Annotated in this window: 14 protein-coding genes and 1 pseudogene; 10 read left to right on the top strand and 5 right to left on the bottom strand. The window is 66.6% G+C overall.

Annotation, left to right across the window (positions count from 1 at the left end; all coding sequences use genetic code 11):
• Positions 1–372 precede the first annotated feature (372 nt).
• Positions 373–774, bottom strand: coding sequence for a hypothetical protein (locus NRB20_RS29075; protein ID WP_153414607.1), 402 nt, complete (start codon positions 772–774; stop codon positions 373–375).
• A 487-nt stretch (positions 775–1,261) separates the two neighbouring features.
• Between NRB20_RS29075 and NRB20_RS29080 the strand changes: the two genes are divergently transcribed.
• Entirely contained in the window at positions 1,262–2,614 is a 1,353-nt protein-coding gene (locus NRB20_RS29080) for an FAD-binding oxidoreductase (RefSeq protein WP_153414608.1), read from the top strand.
• A gap of 3 nt (positions 2,615–2,617) precedes the next feature.
• On the opposite strand, the gene NRB20_RS29085 is transcribed toward NRB20_RS29080, so the two are convergent.
• Entirely contained in the window at positions 2,618–3,496 is an 879-nt protein-coding gene (locus NRB20_RS29085) for a LysR family transcriptional regulator (protein WP_153414609.1), read from the bottom strand.
• 264 nt (positions 3,497–3,760) lie between these two features.
• Between NRB20_RS29085 and NRB20_RS29090 the strand changes: the two genes are divergently transcribed.
• From NRB20_RS29090 to NRB20_RS29130, 9 genes are all read left to right on the top strand, one after another.
• On the top strand, positions 3,761–4,948 hold the full coding sequence (locus tag NRB20_RS29090; protein ID WP_153414610.1) for an LLM class flavin-dependent oxidoreductase: 1,188 nt from the start codon (positions 3,761–3,763) through the stop codon (positions 4,946–4,948).
• A complete protein-coding gene (locus tag NRB20_RS29095; RefSeq protein WP_319945535.1) occupies positions 4,945–6,126 on the top strand; it encodes an acyl-CoA dehydrogenase family protein in 1,182 nt (393 codons plus the stop codon). The genes NRB20_RS29090 and NRB20_RS29095 overlap by 4 nt, the downstream gene beginning before the upstream one ends.
• Positions 6,127–6,191: 65 nt before the next feature.
• Positions 6,192–7,859: an ABC transporter substrate-binding protein gene (locus NRB20_RS29100; RefSeq protein ID WP_153414611.1), complete on the top strand. Its 1,668-nt coding sequence runs from the start codon at positions 6,192–6,194 to the stop codon at positions 7,857–7,859.
• Positions 7,856–8,812, top strand: coding sequence for an ABC transporter permease (locus NRB20_RS29105; RefSeq protein WP_319945536.1), 957 nt, complete (start codon positions 7,856–7,858; stop codon positions 8,810–8,812). Before NRB20_RS29100 ends, NRB20_RS29105 begins: the two co-directional genes overlap by 4 nt.
• A 1-nt stretch (position 8,813) precedes the next feature.
• Positions 8,814–9,707, top strand: coding sequence for an ABC transporter permease (locus tag NRB20_RS29110; RefSeq protein WP_153414613.1), 894 nt, complete (start codon positions 8,814–8,816; stop codon positions 9,705–9,707).
• Positions 9,704–11,374, top strand: a complete 1,671-nt coding sequence (locus NRB20_RS29115; protein WP_153414614.1) for a dipeptide ABC transporter ATP-binding protein — start codon at positions 9,704–9,706, stop codon at positions 11,372–11,374. The genes NRB20_RS29110 and NRB20_RS29115 overlap by 4 nt, the downstream gene beginning before the upstream one ends.
• On the top strand, positions 11,371–12,102 hold the full coding sequence (locus NRB20_RS39390) for a DUF1684 domain-containing protein (protein ID WP_319945537.1): 732 nt from the start codon (positions 11,371–11,373) through the stop codon (positions 12,100–12,102). Before NRB20_RS29115 ends, NRB20_RS39390 begins: the two co-directional genes overlap by 4 nt.
• Positions 12,103–12,367: 265 nt before the next feature.
• The gene (locus tag NRB20_RS29125) at positions 12,368–14,521 is read left to right on the top strand and encodes a hypothetical protein (RefSeq protein WP_153414615.1); all 2,154 of its coding nucleotides are present in this window, start codon (positions 12,368–12,370) and stop codon (positions 14,519–14,521) included.
• Between the two features lie 70 nt (positions 14,522–14,591).
• Positions 14,592–15,380, top strand: coding sequence for an alpha/beta fold hydrolase (locus NRB20_RS29130; protein ID WP_153414616.1), 789 nt, complete (start codon positions 14,592–14,594; stop codon positions 15,378–15,380).
• Between the two features lie 14 nt (positions 15,381–15,394).
• Here NRB20_RS29130 and NRB20_RS29135 read toward each other — a convergent pair whose 3' ends face one another.
• From NRB20_RS29135 to NRB20_RS29145, 3 genes and pseudogenes are all read right to left on the bottom strand, one after another.
• Entirely contained in the window at positions 15,395–15,847 is a 453-nt protein-coding gene (locus NRB20_RS29135; RefSeq protein WP_153414617.1) for a hypothetical protein, read from the bottom strand.
• A gap of 104 nt (positions 15,848–15,951) precedes the next feature.
• Positions 15,952–16,302 (bottom strand): annotated as a pseudogene (locus tag NRB20_RS39680) (RloB family protein); the annotation flags it as partial.
• Positions 16,303–16,418: 116 nt separating this feature from the next.
• Positions 16,419–17,633: an AAA family ATPase gene (locus tag NRB20_RS29145; RefSeq protein ID WP_153414618.1), complete on the bottom strand. Its 1,215-nt coding sequence runs from the start codon at positions 17,631–17,633 to the stop codon at positions 16,419–16,421.
• Positions 17,634–17,899 lie beyond the last annotated feature (266 nt).

A 17,899-nucleotide genomic window follows, 5' to 3' on the forward strand; every position in this document is an offset into this window, starting at 1 on the left:
GGATGAGAGATCTCGACTACTCGGTCCCTTTCGGATGCGACGCACTCGCCAAGGTCAGCCACACGACCCGGCGCTCCTCATCTGGGCAGTACCAGATCCGACCGCCCGCGGTAACTTCGTAATGCCACTGATCTAGTACCCGACCGCCGATCTCCCGAGTGCCGTATACGTCTTTGAGCCGATGTTGGCGCGCCGGATTCTCGGGAGTTGTGGGGCGCTCGGTCACCACGATCCACGCTTCCCACGTATTCGACCGCGCTACGCGACAGAGATCTTCCCAGCCCTTCGCCGCATCGGACGTCGCGAACCGCGCCTCCCAATGCCCCGGCCGAGCTGGCGGAGCAACCCTGTCCCCACGTTTGGCCGACATGCTCAGCCCTCCGTCGGCGCGGGGACAGGCCCGAAGTCGTCATCGATGGGCCCGCGCAACTGCTGTGACAACACCGGGTCCGCGTGGATTGCGGCGGTACTGCGCCATTCGGTGATCGTCTGCGCCAGAATCGACCACTGCTCCAGCTCGGCGGACGCTTGAAAAGCCCGAACGAAGTCCAGCACGAACTGGCGTTGAGCGGATTCCGGCAGGCAATCGACCCACGGAAACTCGTCCACCAACCCGCTCGCAGCCACTTTCGGCGACAGATGCATGGCAATGTTCCGCAGCGCCCGCGCCGCGATGACGGCACCCTCCGACTGCGCCTGCGCCCGGTCTTCACGAATCAGCAACAACGGTGCACCGTCGCGTCTACGAACCCGCACATCCCCCTGATCGGCCAACGCAGCCACACTCTTCGGATCCCGCTGCAACTCGCTCCACTGCACCTCTGTCGACATAACACTATTCTGAATACGTTCAGAACTCTTTGCAACCAGCCGCCTCCGAGCCGATGGAGCAACCCGCATGTTGGTACCACCATTGCCGTGTCGATTCGACTGACCGATGACAACGAGACCAGGCTCGGGGGCAGGCCGAAGTGGAACGAGTGGGCATGAACGCGATAGCGAACAGGATGATCTCGATCGCCACCGCCGCTACGGAGGAAGTCGGCAAGATCGTCGACGCACTGCGACGCTTCCACTGATCGGTTCGCCGGTCGCAACGATCTGCGATGCCTCGACCGCCGGGATCGGGATCGGGATCGCAATCGCTGCTGTCGGTTTCACCTGATACATAAGGGATTTCGATCAATCGAGGTCTCCCGATGGCCAGGGTGGTGCGCGAGGATGGGACTCGGTAGTCAGCGAGCGACCCGGGAGCACACGAATGGCACTGCCCACTGACGAAATACGGGCGTTCACCGGAAAGGTGTTGCGGGGCGGGGATATTCCGGAGGTCTATCGCACGGACAGGTCCGGGTACGTGGCGGCGGGGGAGCCGGAGGTGTTGGTGCTGGCGGCGGATGTCGATGACGTGCGTCGGGCGGTGGTGGCGGCTGCGGGGGCGGGGTTGTCGGTGGTGGTGCGCGGGGGCGGTAGTGGGCTGGCCGGCGGGGCCGCGGCGGGTGCGGGGTCATTGATCCTCGATGTCAGCGGGCTGAATCGGATCCTGGAAATCGCGGCGGACGACGAGGTCGCGGTGGTCGAGGCGGGGGTCAGTGCGGCGGTGCTCGACGCCGCGGCGCATCGGCACGGACTGCGCTACACCCCGGATCCGGCGAGCACCGCAATCTCGACCATCGGGGGCAATATCGCCACCAACGCCGGTGGGCTGCGTTGCGTGAAGTACGGGGTGACGGGCGATGCCACACTGGGCCTGGACGTCGTCCTGGCCGACGGGCAGCTGCTGCATACCGGCCGACGCACCGCGAAAGGCGTTGCGGGACTGGACCTCACGAGTCTGTTCACCGGTTCGGAGGGAATCCTGGGCGTCATCGTGGCCGCGACCGTGCGACTGCGGCCCGTACCGATCGACACCATCACCATCGCCGCCTACTTCGACGATGTCGAATCGGCCGCCGCCGCCTGCGCCGCGGTCCTGGCCGCGCGCGTGCGACCGGCCATGCTCGAACTGCTGGACGAGTCGTCACTGCGCGAGGCACAGGATCTGCTCGGGGTGCGCGGGGAGTCGGCCGGTGCGTTCGTGGTCGCGCAGACCGATGGTTTCGGTGCCCGCGCCGAGGCCGACATCGTCGCGAAGACGTTCGGCGAGTTCACATCTCGCGTGCGCACCGGCAGCGACCCCGACGCGGCGGCCGAACTGCTGGCGGTGCGCCGGGCCGCACTACCCGCCCTGGAACGACACGGCCGAGTACTGATCGAGGACATCGTCGTCCCCCGCTCGCGCATCGCCACCGCGGTCCGGCGGATCACCGAGACAGCGGCCCGACACCGCAGCCGCATCAACACCTTCGGCCACGCCGGAGACGGAAACCTGCATCCGATCATCGTGGTCCCCGCCGACGACCCGGACGCCTATACTCGCGCCGTAGCCGCCGCGGACGAAATCTTCGCCACCGCACTGGAATTGGGCGGAACGATCACCGGGGAACACGGCGTCGGCGTGCTGAAACGAGCATGGCTCGCACGCGAGCAGGGCCCCACCGCACTGCGCACACAGCAGTCGATCCGTCACGCACTGGACCCGAACGGCCTGTTCAACCCGGGTAAGGCGCTGTAACCCTCACGCCACCCCACGCAGCCGACGCCCGGCAACGGACCGATAGTGCGCGGTGATCACCTCGACCGCCGAACCCTCGATATCCGCGCCCAGCCCACGCCGGGTCACCAACCGCACATCCACCGACCCGACCGCGGGCAGGCCCACCACCTCCGCGATCCCGTTCGGCACCCCGGAATGGAAGGGCAGCAACGCAATTCCCAACCCGGCCTTCGCCGCGGCCAGCACACCGTCGAGACCTCCGGACTCGGCGGTCACCGCGACCTCGTACCCCAACTCGGTGAGCTTGTGCACCGCGCGCCGCCGCAACCCGCAGGGCTCCTCGAACGCCACCAGCGAGATCGGCCCCGGCCGCCGCGGCAGCTGCCACCCCGGCCCGGCAACCCAGCGCAATCCGAGCTCCCCCACCTCCACCCCGACCGGTTCCCCGTTACCACCCAGCACCACCGCGAGATCCAAGGTGCCCCTGCCCACCGCTTCGGTGAGTGTCGTCGAACGATCGATCCGGAAATGCAGGCGCACATCCGGATAGGCCGCCCGCAGCATGCCGAGCAATTCCGGCAGCAACCCGTCGGCGGCGTGTTCGGTCGAACCGACCGTGATACGCCGCAGATCCGAGGGCAGGAATCGCGCGAGCATTTCATCGTGCGCGGTCAACAGTTTCCGCGCCTCGACCACCAGCCGTTCCCCGTCCGCGGTGAAACGTGAACTCCGGCCATCCTTTTCCACCAGCGACAGTTTCAAACGCTTCTCCAGCAGGCGGATGTGCTGGCTGATCGTCGGCTGGCTCAGGTGCAGGGCGTCGGCCGCGCGCCGGAAACCACCCGTGTCGGCGATGGCCACCAGCGTACGCAGATGGGTCAGGTCCAGCGGATCTGCCATATGTTCTCGCCACCTCGGATCGACCGGAGATCTCCACGCATCCAAACGCATCCGCGGCCCGCTGAATACGCTTTGAATCTGCCGGATCATAAATAGCCCGAACATCTTTCGACTATCGGTTGTTATCGGCGATACGAATTGAAATCCGCGCGCCGAACCCTGGTTCGGATCGGACGGCCTCCCTACTATTGCGACCTGTCGAGCGATTCTCGACACGATTTCTTCGCCGCCATCCGGCGACCCGTTCGGCCCGAGAGGAAGATCATGACCGTCGAGTCCGGCCCGGACGCGCTGCCCGCCACCGCGTCCCCCGAGGTCGAATTCATCAGCCTGACCCACACCACCGCCTCGACCGAACTCGAGCCGATCCCCTCCCGGGGCATCGATCTGCCGTTCATCCGCCGCTACGTGCGGGCCCTGGAGGACGGCGGATTCGATCTGACCCTGCTGCCCTACGGCTCCGGCAGCGCCGATTCGTTCGTGCTGGCCTCGGCGGTCGGGCAACTCAGCGACCAGCTCAAGCCGATCGTGGCGGTCCGTCCGAATACGGTGTTCCCGACCGTCGCGGCCCAGCAACTCGCCACCCTCGACCAGCTGACCGAGGGCCGGGCGGTGGTGCACCTGATCTCCGGCGGCAACGACGCCGAGCAGGCACGCCAGGGCGACTATCTGCCGAAGACCGAGAGATACGCGCGCACAAGCGAATTCATCGACGTGCTGCGCCGCTCCTGGTCCGAGCCCGAGGCGTTCTCGCACGCGGGAGCGCACTACCGGTTCGACGGCTTCGGCCCCGGCTTCCCGCCGTACGCGGCGCCGATCCCGATCTCCATCGGCGGACAGTCCGATGCCGCGTTCGAGATCGGCGGAACCAAGGCCGACATCTTCTCGTTCTGGGGAGAACCCTTGGCGGACATCAGAACTCAGATCGAACGGGTGAACGCGATCGCCGCGGCCGCCGGACGCACCGACCGGCCGCGCATCTGGGTGACCTTCCGCCCCATCACCGACCGCACCGACGACCTGGCGTGGGCCAAGGCCCGCGACTACGTCGAGCGGATCTCCCGCACCTTCGAAACCGGCGCCTACCACAAGCGCGAGAAGAGCGCGCCGCAGAACGTCGGCTCGCAGCGAGCGCTGGAATTCGCGGGCCGCCAGGAGGTGTACGACCGCGCGCTGTGGACCCGGACCGCGGCCGCCACCAATGGTCTCGGCGCATCGACGGCGCTGGTGGGAAGCCCGGAGACGGTGGCCGCGGCGATCCTGGACTACATCGATCTGGGTGCGAGCCTGGTATCCATCCGCGGCTACGACACCCTCAACGACGTCATCGACTATGGGCGCTACATCCTGCCGCTGGTCCGCCAGGAACTGGCACACCGCAAGGCGACCGGACAACGCGGCGCGTTGCAGGCGAATCACCCCGGCGCTCTCGCCTCGGCAGGCCACCCGTGACCACGATCACCGGTCGGCCCACACTGCTCGTACCGGGCACCTCACCGCATGCCCTGGCCGCACTGACCGCCGAAATCGCCACCACGGCAGCACAATACGATCGCAGTGCCGCGATTCCGGAAGCCGGACTGGCGGCGGCGCATCGCGGCGGATACCTGACCGCGACCGTGGCCGAACGCTACGGCGGGCCTGAACTGGCCCATCGTGAGGTGGTTCGGATCCTGGCCGCGATCGGCGAGGGCGATCCATCGGTGGCGCTGATCGCCGCCAACACGCTGGCCACTCACCAGGCACAAGCGGTGAACAACAGCTGGCCCGAGGCCCTCTACACCGAACTGGTCCACCGCTCGGCGGAGCGGCCGACGCTGGTGAACGTCATCCGCGCCGAGCCCGAGCTGGGCGCTCCGGCCCGTGGCGGCCTGCCCGCGACGATCGCGCACCGCACCCCCGAAGGGTGGATCATCAACGGCCGCAAGAGCTTCGCCACTGGCGGCGCGGCGCTGGCCTACCATCTGGTCTGGGCACGCACCGACGAGGACCCGGTCCGGGTGGGACATTTCATCGTGCCCGCCGATTCCGACGGCATCACCTGGCACGACACCTGGGATCATCTCGGCCTGCGCGCCTCCAACACACACGATGTCACGTACGCGAATATTGTTGTGCCGTCGGAGAATCTGATCGAGATCCCGTTCCGGGACGGCGTCTACCGCGACCCGGCCGCAGCCGCCGGCCCGACCTCGTTCGGTCACGTCGCGCTGTATGTCGGAGTGGCCCGTGCGGCGCGTAGCGCGTTCGCCGACTTCGCCCGCACCCGAGTTCCGGCCGCACTCGGCCACCCGATCGCCGACACCGACCGCATCCGTACCGTCGCGGGCGAGATCGAGGCGCAGATCGTGCAGGCCGAAACGCTGCTCGAAGGCATATTGCGACGCATCGAGTCCGGGGAAATCATTGCGTCGGAGCATCTTTCGCTGATCAAGATGCTGATCGCCCGTGCGGTGACCACCGCCGTGCAGACCGCCGTCGCGGCCCTGGGCAATGCGGCGCTGACCCGCCACCACCCGTTGGAGCGTCATCTGCGCGATGTGCTGTGTGTGCGCGTGCATCCGCCGCAGGAGGACACGGTCCTGCTGGCCGCGGGACGAGCGGCACTACGCGCACACCCCGGCCGATAAGCACATTCATCCGAATTTCCCACCGGGACAGCATGTTCCGGCCCACACCCGAGGAATCCGCCGTTATGCCGACCACGTTCCGCGTGCTGCGCAGGACCGCCGCCGCGGCCGCCGCCGTGCTGACCCTGCTGGCGACCGCCTGCGGCGGGGCCGACCAGCCCAGCGGCCCCAGCGGAGCGGGAAAACCACCCGTACGCGGGGGAACCCTGAACCTCGCGTTCTTTCCCGACAATGCCGCCTTCGCCTGCATCGACCCGTTCCAGACCTACTGGATCGAACATCGCACCCTGATCCGCAACTTCACCGACTCGCTCACCGACCAGAATCCCGACACCGGCGAGATCGTGCCGTGGCTGGCCACCGGCTGGCAGATCAGCCCGGACGGGCTCGACTACACCTTCACCCTGCGCGACGGCGTCACCTTCTCCGATGGCGCGCCCCTGGACGCCGCCGCGGTCAAGGCCAACTTCGACGCGTTCCTGACCGAGAGCCGCGATTCCGGCGGCAGCGCGTACGGCACCAGCTACATTCAGGGCCTGCAATCGGCCGAGGCCGTCGACGCCAAAACTGTCCGATTCCACTTCGATCAGCCGAATTCGTCCTTCCTGCAAGCGACTTCGACAACGAACCTGGCCCTGCTGTCCCCGGCATCGCTACGCCTGACCCCGCAGCAGCGCTGCCTCGGCGGCATCTCCGGAACCGGCCCGTTCACCCTCGACAACTACACCCCCGGACAGGGTGTGACGCTGAGCCGCCGGGCCGGTTACCATTGGGCCTCACCGCTGGCGAAGAACACCGGCGCGGCGTATCTCGACAAGATCAAGGTCAGCTATATCGCCGAGGACAGTGTGCGCACCGGCGATCTGGTCAGCGGGCAGATCGACATCGCTTGGCCGCGTAACCCTTTCACCGTCGAGGATCGGGACCTGATCACGCGTTCGGGGGCCTATCTGCGTTCGCGTTCGCTGCCCGGGGTGTCGTACGCGCTGTTCCCGAACGTGTCGGCCGGACATCCGCTCGCCGACAACGAGATCCGCCGCGCGCTGTACCACGCGATCGACGTGAAGACGCTCGGCACAACGGTTTTCGGAGCGGACTACCCGGCCGTGGCGGGCGCGTTCGACAAGACCACACCGTACTTCGCGACGCAGGCCGCGAAACTGAACTACGACCCCACCGAGGCCGGACGCATCCTGGACGCGGCGGGCTGGCGCCTGCCCCCCGGCGAGCAGTACCGCACCAAGGACGGCAAACGGCTGTCCCTGACCCTGACCGTCGAACCCGCCAGCATCGGCTCGGAACTGTTGCAGGATCAATTGCGCAAGGTCGGGATCGATCTGCAACTGAAGGTGATCACCGCCGCCGAACGGTCGGCGATCACCGCCAACGGCCAGTACGACCTCATCGGAACCTATTTCACCCGTGCGGATCCCGGCGCGCTGCAATTCATTCTCGTTGCGGCACTGGCGAATTCGAAGGCACTCGCACGCAACGCGCAGCAGCCCGAAACCGCGGCCCGCATCGCCGATCTGTTCGCCCGCGCGGTGCGAACCACCGATCCGGCCCAACGCCAGGACATCTACGGGCGACTCCAGAGCACGCTGATCGACGAGAGCGTCACCTTCCCGCTGTTCGAACGGGTGCAATACGCGGGAATTCGCAACCGGGTCAACGGTTTCCGATTCACCTCCGAAAGTTTCCTGGACCTGCGTGACGTCTGGATCCAACCGTGATCCGGTATCTCGCCGGACGGCTCGCGCAGGCGGTGGTGGTGCTGTGGGCGGCGTTCACGGTCACCTTCGTCGTGCTGTATCTGCTGCCGAGTGACCCGGTGTCGATTCAGCTCAGTGCCGCCGGGATCGAAACCGATTCCCTGACAACGCAACAGCTCGACGCGGCGAAAGCTCGATACGGTCTGGACCGCCCGGTACTCGACCAGTACTGGACGCTGCTGACCGGAGCGATACACGGTGACTTCGGTACCTCGATCGCCAAACACGTTCCGGTCGCCCAGCTGATCGGTGACCGGATCGGCGGCACGCTGATACTGAGCGCGATCGCCGGTCTGCTGGCCGTGCTGCTCGGCACCGGGGTCGCCTATCTCGCGGCGTTCGTTCGCGTTCGGCCGCTACAGGTGCTGTTGGATCGGCTGCCCGCGTTGGGTGTCGCAGTGCCGACGTTCCTGGTGGGACTCGCACTGATCCAATACTTTTCGTTCGAACTGGGGTGGCTGCCGTCGGCGGGAACGGGCGACTGGAGACATCTGGTCCTGCCGGTGATCACGATGGCGCTGCCCGCCGCCGCGCAACTGGCCCAGGTGCTGGGCCGCAGTTTTCAGGACACCCTGCGCGAGCAGTACATCGTCACCGCCCGCGCGAAGGGGCTCTCGCGCGGTCAGGTGCAGTTGCGGCACGCGCTGCGCAATGCCGCGCTGCCGACGCTGACCATCGCGGGGCTGCTCATCGGGGTGACCGTGACCAGTTCGATCGTCGTGGAAACTGTGTTCAACCGCAACGGGATCGGCCGCCTCGCGCAGGAATCGGTGCTGGTCAAGGACGTTCCGGTGGTGCAGGCGATCGTGGTGCTCGCCGCGGCCGGGTTCGTCCTGGTGAATCTGCTCATCGATCTGCTGTATCCGCTGCTGGATCCGCGGATCACCCACAGCGCGACGGCCGAGGGAGACTGAAATGGTACAGACCGTGACGGCGGCCGAATCCGAGGTGGCCGCACCGCCGGAGGACAGCACCCGGCCGCGCCGTGTCCGCCGCACGCATTCGGCGCTGCGCCTGTTCCGCCGACCCGGATTCACGCTGGCGACCGTATTCGTCGTCTTCGTGATCGTGACGGCCTTCGTGCCGTCACTGTTCACCTCGACCGATCCGTATGCCACCGAACCGGCGCTGCGCCTGCGCGAGCCAAGTGCCACACACCTTTTCGGCACCGACGACGTCGGCCGCGACCTGTGGGCCCGCACGCTGTACGGCTCCGAACTGACCGTGCGGGCCGCACTCATCGCGATCGGCATCGCACTGTGCGCCGGGCTGGTGTTCGGGGTGATCTCCGGGTTCTTCGGCGGCCGGGTGGATGCCGTGGTGATGCGGAGTATCGATGTGCAACTGGCGATTCCGGGATTGCTGCTGGCGCTGGCGATCGTCACCGCGCTGGGTTTCGGCACCGTGCCGGTGGCGATCGCGGTCGGGATCGCGACGGTTCCCGGTTTCGCCCGTACGACTCGCGCGGAAGTGTTGCGCGTCAAGACATTGCCGTATGTGGAGGCCGCTCGCGCCGGGGGCGCCGGCTGGCCGCGGGTCCTGATCCGGCACATCCTGCCGAATTCCTGGGGGCCGGTCTCGGGCCTGGCCGTACTGGAGTTCGGCACCGCGATTATTTCCGTTGCGGCACTGAGCTTTCTGGGATTCGGGGCCGCGCCGCCGCGAGCCGAATGGGGATCGCTGATCGCGGGTGGCCGCAACTATCTGCTGACCGCACCGTGGGTGTCACTGCTACCAGGGGCGATGGTGGTGGTGACCGTGTTGTCGCTCAATCACATCGCCAAAACCCTTCAGCAGGTGCGGCGATGACGCGGGCGACCGCGGACCGGGTGCGGACCGGCACACCGATCGTCGAGGTGTCGGCGCTGCATGCCGGATACCTGCACGACGGTGCGATGGTTCCGGCGGTGCACGATGTCTCCCTGGACATCCGTCCGGGCGAAATCGTCGCTCTGGTAGGCGAATCCGGCTCCGGCAAGTCCACCACCGCGCACGCGATCATCGGCCTGCTGCCCGACAACGGCCGGATCACCGACGGATCGATCCGGGTCGCGGGTGTCGACATCGCTTGTGCCCGAGAGAAATCGGTGCGCTCACTACGAGGATCGACGGTCGCGTTGATTCCGCAGGATCCGATGGTCGGACTGAATCCGACGCAGCGAGTCGGCCTCCAGGTCGCCGAGGCCGTGCGGCTGCGCGGCGTGCGCGGTCCCCGGGTGCGAACCGAGGTCATCGAGATCCTGCGCAAGGCGGGACTCGACGATCCCGAGCGGCGCGCCCAACGCTATCCGCACGAATTGTCCGGCGGCCAGCGGCAACGGGTGCTGATCGCGATCGCGCTGGCGGGTGAGCCGGAGGTGATCATCGCGGACGAACCCACGAGTGCGCTGGATGTCACCGTACAGGCACGCATCCTGGACCATCTCGAGTCGCTGGTGCGGGAGAGCGGCACGGCGCTGCTGATCATCACTCACGATCTGGCCGTGGCGGCCGATCGCGCCGACCGTGTCGTGGTGATGCATCAGGGTCGGATCGTCGAATCGGGTTCCGCCGCAGATATTCTCGTCGACTCGGCCAATGCGTATACGCGGCGGCTGATCGCCGCAGCGCCCGCGCTGGCCGACGGCGGGGTGCTGCGGCCGCGCTTCGAGGTACCGGCCGCGCAGGTCGATCCGGCCGGGCCGATCATCGAACTCGACTCGGTGACAAAGCGTTTCGCGTCCCGGCGGGGTGGTTCGGTGGTGGCGTTGGACGAGGTGTCGGTGCGGGTCGCACCGGGACGCACACATGCCATCGTGGGCGAGTCGGGTTCGGGGAAGACGACCGCGTTGCGCATCGCCATGGGGCTGGCCGAACCAACCAGTGGCACTGTACGTTTCGACGGCCGTGATATCGGCGGGATGTCGTGGCGGCGGATTCGTCCACTGCGACAACGCTTCCAGCTGGTGCACCAGAATCCTTTCGCCTCCCTGGACCCGCGATTCACGGTGCGCGAGAGCGTCATCGAGCCGCTGGTGTCGTTCCGGGTCGGCGACCGCACCACGCGTCGGGCCCGCGCCGCGGAACTGCTGGACCAGGTGGGGCTGCCGCGGACGTTCCTGGACCGGCTGCCCGCCGAACTGTCCGGCGGCCAACGTCAGCGCGTGGCGATCGCGCGGGCGCTGGCGTTGCGACCGGACGTCGTCCTGCTCGACGAGCCGGTCTCCGCGCTCGACGTCTCGGTCCAGGGACAGATCCTCGACCTGCTCACCGACCTGCAAACCGAACTCGGCCTGACCTACCTGTTCGTCTCGCACGACCTCGCCGTGGTGGCCCGCATCGCGCACACGGTATCGGTCTTCGATCAGGGCCGTGTGGTCGAATCCGGCTCCACCGCAACCATTTTCCGCGATCCGGCCGACGACTACACCCGGCGGCTGCTGGCGGCCGTCCCCGGCCGCCGCCGTCCCGCCCGCAACGAAAGGGAAGATTCGTGACCACTTCAGCACAAACCCGCCACACCGACTGGCAGCACTGGCGCGACGAACGCGACGCCCTGGCCACCGCCCCCTACGGCCCTGCCGCCCTGATCGGAACCCACTGGCTGGACCCACAACCGCTGCACATCGACGGCGTCCCCGGCGAGTGGATCGCATCCGACGGCCGCGCAGTCGGCACCGCCCCGGATTTCCACCTCGCGCTCGCCCCCGGCGAGGAACACCGAATCGGAAACCTGCTGCTACGCACCATCATTCGCGCAGGACAAATTGCCCTACGCGTCTTCGACCCCCACGCCGCCACCCGCAGCGACCTGCTCGGCATCGACACATTCGCCTACGACCCGACCTGGGCGGTATCCGGCATACGCGAAACCACCTCGGCCCCACTACAACTCGAACACATCGACGGCTTCGTCAGCGAGAACACCGGATCCGCCATCCACCTGACCCTCAACGCTCGAAACATCACCCTCGAAGGCACTCGAACCCCCGACGGCGGCCTACAAATCGTCTTCGCCGACACCACGAACGGCCAACAAACCCAACGCTTCCGCTTCCTGACCCTCCCCGCCCCAACCCCCGACGGCCACACCGAAATCGACTTCAACCGCGCCCACCTCCCCCCTTGCACCTTCTCCGACCACTTCCTCTGCCCCCTCCCACCTCCGGCCAACCGCCTGAACTTCCCGATCCTCGCAGGCGAAACCCGCCTCCGGCGCGGATAAGCAGCCACCTCGACCTCCTGAACGCCGTCGCACCGATGTCCGGCGAATTCGCCTGTCCACCACAGATTTTCGCCCTCCGGATCGCGCTCGTCCGTCGATAACGTCCTGGCCGTTGCGATCCCAGTAGGCACGGTCAGTCGGAACGGGATGTTCGATGGATACATCCGGACGCCGGGACTCGGAAATGAGCCAGTCCAGCATCGACTTTCGCGCAACTGCGGGCGCTGCAACCGACCGCGGCGGCGGCTGTTCTACGCTCGAAAGGGTGAGTCGACACCTGCGGGACCGTTTGATCGGGCGCAAGCGGGAACTGGCCGCGGTGGCCGGGCTGCTGGACAGCAGGAACGGAAACAGACCGCTGCTCGTCACCGGGCCGCCGGGCGCCGGGCGGACCGCGCTGTTGTGCGCCGCCGCCGATCTCGCCGATGACCTGGGGATTCCGGTTACGTGGCTGGCACCGGATGTCGCTGTCCCGGACGCCATTGCGGACAGGCCGCGACTGCTGCTGATCGACGACCTCGATCGCATCGGTCAGCACGAGGCGGAGGCGTACATCGATGCTCTGCCGACCGACGCCATCGTGCTGGCCGCCGCACGACATCCGGTCACCGGGACGGACGAGCTACGGTTGCGCTCTTTGACTGAAGCCGAACTGGGAGAATCACTTTCGGATTCGCGAGCCGAGGTGGTGCACGGTTTGTGGTTGTTGTCCTCAGGACTGCCGGGCCATGCCCACGCGCTGTCCGCCGAACTGACCGGTGCGGACCGGCTCGCGGTGCTGACGCTCGCGCTGAACGGTCCGTCGCGTGCCGAATTCCTCCAGCCGGACGTCGGGTTGATCCGTCTCCTCGAGGAATCGATCGAGACCGCGCTGCCGCCGCGGATCCGGGTCCGGACGCTGGCCCGGCTCGCCCGGGAGCTGCTGGCCGACCCCACGGCAGCAACCCGCAGACGAGAGCTTGCCGACCGGGCGGTCGCCGAGGCACGGACCGCCGATGACCCGGGTGTGCTCGCCGAGGTGCTGGACAGCCGCCTGCACGCGGTGTGGGATCCCGCCGCGGCCGGTGAGCGGCTCGACATCGGTCAGGAGATCGTCCGGTGCGCGCGCCGATCCGGTGACATCACGCTGGAGCTGCGCGGGCTGTTCTGGATTTTCACGTCGAGGATGGAATTGGCCGACGTGGAACAGGCAGAAGCGACGTTGGCGACCTACGCCCACACCGCCGAACTCGCCGGGGACACTGCGGGATTGGTGATGGTGACGGCCCGGCAGGCGATGCTGGCCACGATCCGGGGCCGGTTCGAGGAGGCCGAGGCACTTACCGAGCAGGTGACCGCGCGCGGGCACCGGGCGGGGCTGGCGGACACCGACCGCTTGGTGGCGTCACTTCGCGGCCACATGGCGCTACTGCGCGGAACCGCCGGGTCGCGGATCGAGGAACTGCGCATGCTGGCACGTCGTCTGCCGGGAAATTTCTACGAAGCGACCGTGGCTCGCGTGCTGGTCGATTCCGGCCACGCCACCGAGGCGGCGCTCGAACTCGCGCGATTGCTACCGGCTGTACTCGCCGGATCCGGCCCCCGATGGCTCGGCGCGGTCGCCGATCTGGCCATCGTCGCCTACCGCTGCGAAGTCCCGGCGGCCGCCGCCCCGCTCTACGAAACCCTGCTTCCCTACCGCGGTCGACTCGTCGTGTGGGGCGGTGCCAACACCGTGACCGGCCCGGTCGACCACTACCTCGGCCTGCTCGCGACCTGCCTAGGCCGACCCGACGCGGAACACCACCTCGACGCGGCGATCGAACTGTCGGAATCCCTCGGCGCACTGCCCTGGCTGGCAGCTTCGCGCGCGGCGAAAGCCGATTCCCCTCTCGCAGAAACCGAATGGCGTTTCGCTCGCGACGCGCAGGATTGGCGACTCGACGCCGGCCCCGAATCCGTGCGACTGCGCGACACCCGAGGCGTCCACTACCTGCGCACGCTACTGAGTTCGCCGGGACAGGAGATCACAGCGCTCGATCTGGTATCCGGCGGCGCGGGCCTGGCCGCACCGCCCGACGACGCGGTGCTCGACGAGACCGCCCGCGCGGCCTACCGGCAACGACTGCGGCATCTGGAGGCAGAACTCGACGCCGCCGACCGCGCCGGAGACAGCGAACGCGCCACGCGGGCACAGGCCGAATTCGACACTGTCGTAACGGAATTGCGGCGCGCCACCGGATTGGGCGGACGGCGGCGCGGCCACAGCAACGAAGCCGAACGCGCACGGGTGAACGCCACTCGCGCGCTGTGGGCGACGGTGTCCCGGATCGAGTCGATCGCACCGCTCGCGGGCGCACACCTGCGAGCCTCCCTGCGCAGCGGCCACCGGTTCCGCTACCAACCCACCTCGGACGGCCCGGCCCGCTGGCGCTTGTGACGCGGGCCACGAACAAATTGTTCCCCGCCCGGTTACGCCTCTCGGATAAACGCGAAACGAGAGGCAGCACATGCGCTACGGGAATCTGGCGGCCGACAGCAACGGCGTCGACGACGGCCGACCGGCCCTGGTCCTGCTCCACGGCCTGACCTTCGACCGGCGGCACTGGTCACCGGTCCTGGCCGATCTGGCGCTCGCCGGATCGAACCGCCGGGTCGTGGCCTTCGACCTCCCCGGACACGGCGAATCACCGCGCCGCGACAGCTACGGACTCACCGAACTCGTCGACGTCCTGCACGAGGCGATCACCGAGGCCGACCTGACCGCCCCCGTGGTGGCCGGTCACTCGCTCGGCGGGGTGCTGGCGACCGCCTACGCCGCCCGGTATCCGGTCAACGGTGTGGTGAACATCGATCAGCCGTTGCGGTCCGGCGGCTTCGCCGACTTCCTGCGCCGCTCCGAACCGCAACTGAACAGTGCCGGCTTCCTGAACGTCTGGAAGACGCTGCTGGACGGCATGCACATCGACGAACTGCCACCATCAGCCCAACACCTGGTCCGCACGGCCACCGATCCGCGACAGGACCTCTTCCTCGGCTACTGGCGCGACCTCATGCACACCCCGAACGACCAGAGCGACGAGAACACCACCCGCACCCTGACCGCCATCCACACCGCCCGCACCCCCTACCACTACATCGCGGGCACCCCCATCGCCCCCACCTACCGCACCTGGCTCGAAACCGCCCTCCCCGACGTCCAGATCACCGAACTCCTGGGCAGCGGCCATTTCCCCCACCTGGTCCACCCCGCCGCAGTCGCCCGAGCCCTCGCCGAACTCCCCGTCCCCACCCACTGAAATCCCCACGCCGACTAGAAACACGTCAGATAAAGAAATACTCGCGACGTGCCATCCTTACGGTCCTCGACAGCAACCCACCGTTGAGGATGCTCCGTCACGTGCACCGACTTGGTCGCGCTCCGATTCGCGGTACGCAGACTGTCTCCCCAGTCCTTCCGCCACAGGCCGCGTATCAACCAGTCATCCGGTATGCCCGGGGTAAGCTGCGGAAGTCCCGACATAGTAATGAAGTCGGAAACCTCATTCGACGGAATCACGGCCACCAATGCCACCAGAGCATCCCCTCTCCACCCGGTTTCCCCGCTCGTGGACAAAATCTGCGGCCGATGCCGAAACTTGATGTTCCCACACGCCGCCGCCGTACTCAAAGCCTCATCCGCCGGCGAGGGATCCGAACACCCCGCAACCACCAACAGAAACACACCAACGATCGCGGCAATCGCCTTCCCCATGCCCACCTTCACCCCAGCATCCTTCGAAAAAAGTCTCCGACCGGCGATCTCCTCAGAGAAATCCCCTGCGACACAACGTTTCCACACGTTCCACCCCACACCAACTCTTCCAGTGGTTATGCCTGCGGCGACTCATCCGACATCAACTCCACCAACTTCCAGACACCAGTCGACGGATTGTTGCGGTGCTCATCTCCCGCGGTCCCGCTTCGTGTCTTCGCCCTGCCTACCGCATCGGCGAGTCCGGCCACGAAGTCGGAGAACCGGAGGGCCGACTTGTCATAGTCGGGCAAGTGCTTCTCGAGTCGCCGCTTGACGTCCCGATATCCGGGGAGCGCGGCGTCGCACTTTTCGAAATGGAGTAGCAACCAGTACTCGAAGCATGGATTCGATACCGCCAGATCGACTTTCGACGCTCGGGCCAAGCTAATCGCTTCGGACCACCACCGATGCCTTGATTGCCGAGTTACGGAGGTGTCGACGTAAACCGTTGAAGTACAAGGGTTCTGTGGCTTCGCCGCCGCATACGATCAGGATCAGTGTCACCGGTTCTCGGAAAGGAGCCCTGCGTCGGCGGGAATTCTCACGCTTGGTCGGCATGGCGCACCGCCTCGACGAGCCGCAGGAAGTCAACTTTCGGGATAGCACCGAAACTTCCACCCAGATAGCGACGTTCGAGGTTGTGCTCGTTGCGCGGCTTGTAGTCGGTCAACGGATACAGCGTGCTGGTTCCGTCCGCGTCCTTCTCGACGAACCACACCTGATCGCGGTTCAGCAGACCGTCAGGGCGCACGACCGTACCGAGCAGAGATGAGTCATGAGTCGTCAAAATCAGTTGTGCACCACGGGAATTGGTATCCTCGGATTGGAACAGTTCAATCAGCGAGGCGGTGAGCAACGGATGTAGGCTCGTATCGATCTCGTCGATGACCAGAACTCGCCCGCGATCGAGCGCATCGAGTACTTCGGGCAGGAGCTCGAGCCATGCGATGGTTCCCGCGGACTCCTGCTCCAGCGGCAACACGACGCCCTCGCTGCCGTAATGGTCGAAAACCAACGGCGGCAACGCCCGCGCACCACTGTCAGGGAGAAGTTCGGGTGCCTCGATCGAGGCGATGCCGAAGTCTGCCGCTTGAACCAGCTCGAGCAGGCGCACACCCTCGTTGGCCGAAGACCGCAGCAGCATCTCGCGAATACGACCAGCGACCACGGACGTCGCGGATCGCCGCCGATCAGCCAGAATCAGCGACTCGCGAAACCAGCGGTGCACCGGCTGGAACATTTCCGGCATGGCCTGCGCGACGGCGCTCAGGAACAACGTGTTCGGCCGAGTGAGCCCCTGAATCACTTTGAGCTGAGCCCGATTCTCGGCCATCGCCGATCCGGAGCTGTACTCGTCACCGGTCCGCTGGAACAGCACCCGCTTTCGCTTCTCCGGATAGCTGAACAGCCATTCCTCCAGGACCCGCTCGTTGTCGACGGTGAACCCATACGTCCATGGGATCCCGTCCGCCACGATCTCGACGACGTAGGTCGATGGAACGGCGACCACGTGATTGGTCCGAAAACTGAACGGCGACCGCGGAACACCCGCGAAAGGCTCCCACTGCGAGAACGACTGGGTCACCGCCCGCTGCATGAATCGCAGTCCGTCCAGCAGATTGGACTTGCCCGATGCGTTCGCCCCGTACACCGCCGCGACCGGGACCACCGAGCGATCGTCGGCCGCCGACATCAGCAGCAACTCATTCTCGTCCGCGAACGAACGATGGTTCCCAACCCTGAAGCTGCGAAGCATGTGTCAACCCCTAGAAGCAAGCTAGATAGCCTTTTCAACGGCATACCTGCTCAATCGTGCCTGTAACTCCAGTAATATCACTACCAGATCCAGGCCTGCCTGGCCGACACCTCTCTATCGTGCGAACCATCCCCGCAGCCCACGGCACCTCATCCGGTTCAGCGGTTATGGGTCGCCCCACGAGAGCACCGAGGGTTGGCGCGAGAAAGTAGACGAGTGATCTCCACCAAGCACGTCGCTGAGAAAAGCAGAACCCGCAGGTCTCT

The organism is Nocardia macrotermitis (assembly GCF_009604405.1).
GTDB classification, from domain to species: Bacteria; Actinomycetota; Actinomycetes; order Mycobacteriales; family Mycobacteriaceae; genus Nocardia; species Nocardia macrotermitis.

Coding starts and splice junctions, on each gene's coding strand:
- NRB20_RS29080 (WP_153414608.1), top strand. CDS start 1,262: ATGGCACTGCCCACTGACGAAATACGGGCGTTCACCGGAAAGGTGTTG.
- NRB20_RS29085 (WP_153414609.1), bottom strand. CDS start 3,496: ATGGCAGATCCGCTGGACCTGACCCATCTGCGTACGCTGGTGGCCATC.
- NRB20_RS29090 (WP_153414610.1), top strand. CDS start 3,761: ATGACCGTCGAGTCCGGCCCGGACGCGCTGCCCGCCACCGCGTCCCCC.
- NRB20_RS29100 (WP_153414611.1), top strand. CDS start 6,192: ATGCCGACCACGTTCCGCGTGCTGCGCAGGACCGCCGCCGCGGCCGCC.
- NRB20_RS29110 (WP_153414613.1), top strand. CDS start 8,814: ATGGTACAGACCGTGACGGCGGCCGAATCCGAGGTGGCCGCACCGCCG.
- NRB20_RS29115 (WP_153414614.1), top strand. CDS start 9,704: ATGACGCGGGCGACCGCGGACCGGGTGCGGACCGGCACACCGATCGTC.
- NRB20_RS29130 (WP_153414616.1), top strand. CDS start 14,592: ATGCGCTACGGGAATCTGGCGGCCGACAGCAACGGCGTCGACGACGGC.
- NRB20_RS29145 (WP_153414618.1), bottom strand. CDS start 17,633: ATGCTTCGCAGCTTCAGGGTTGGGAACCATCGTTCGTTCGCGGACGAG.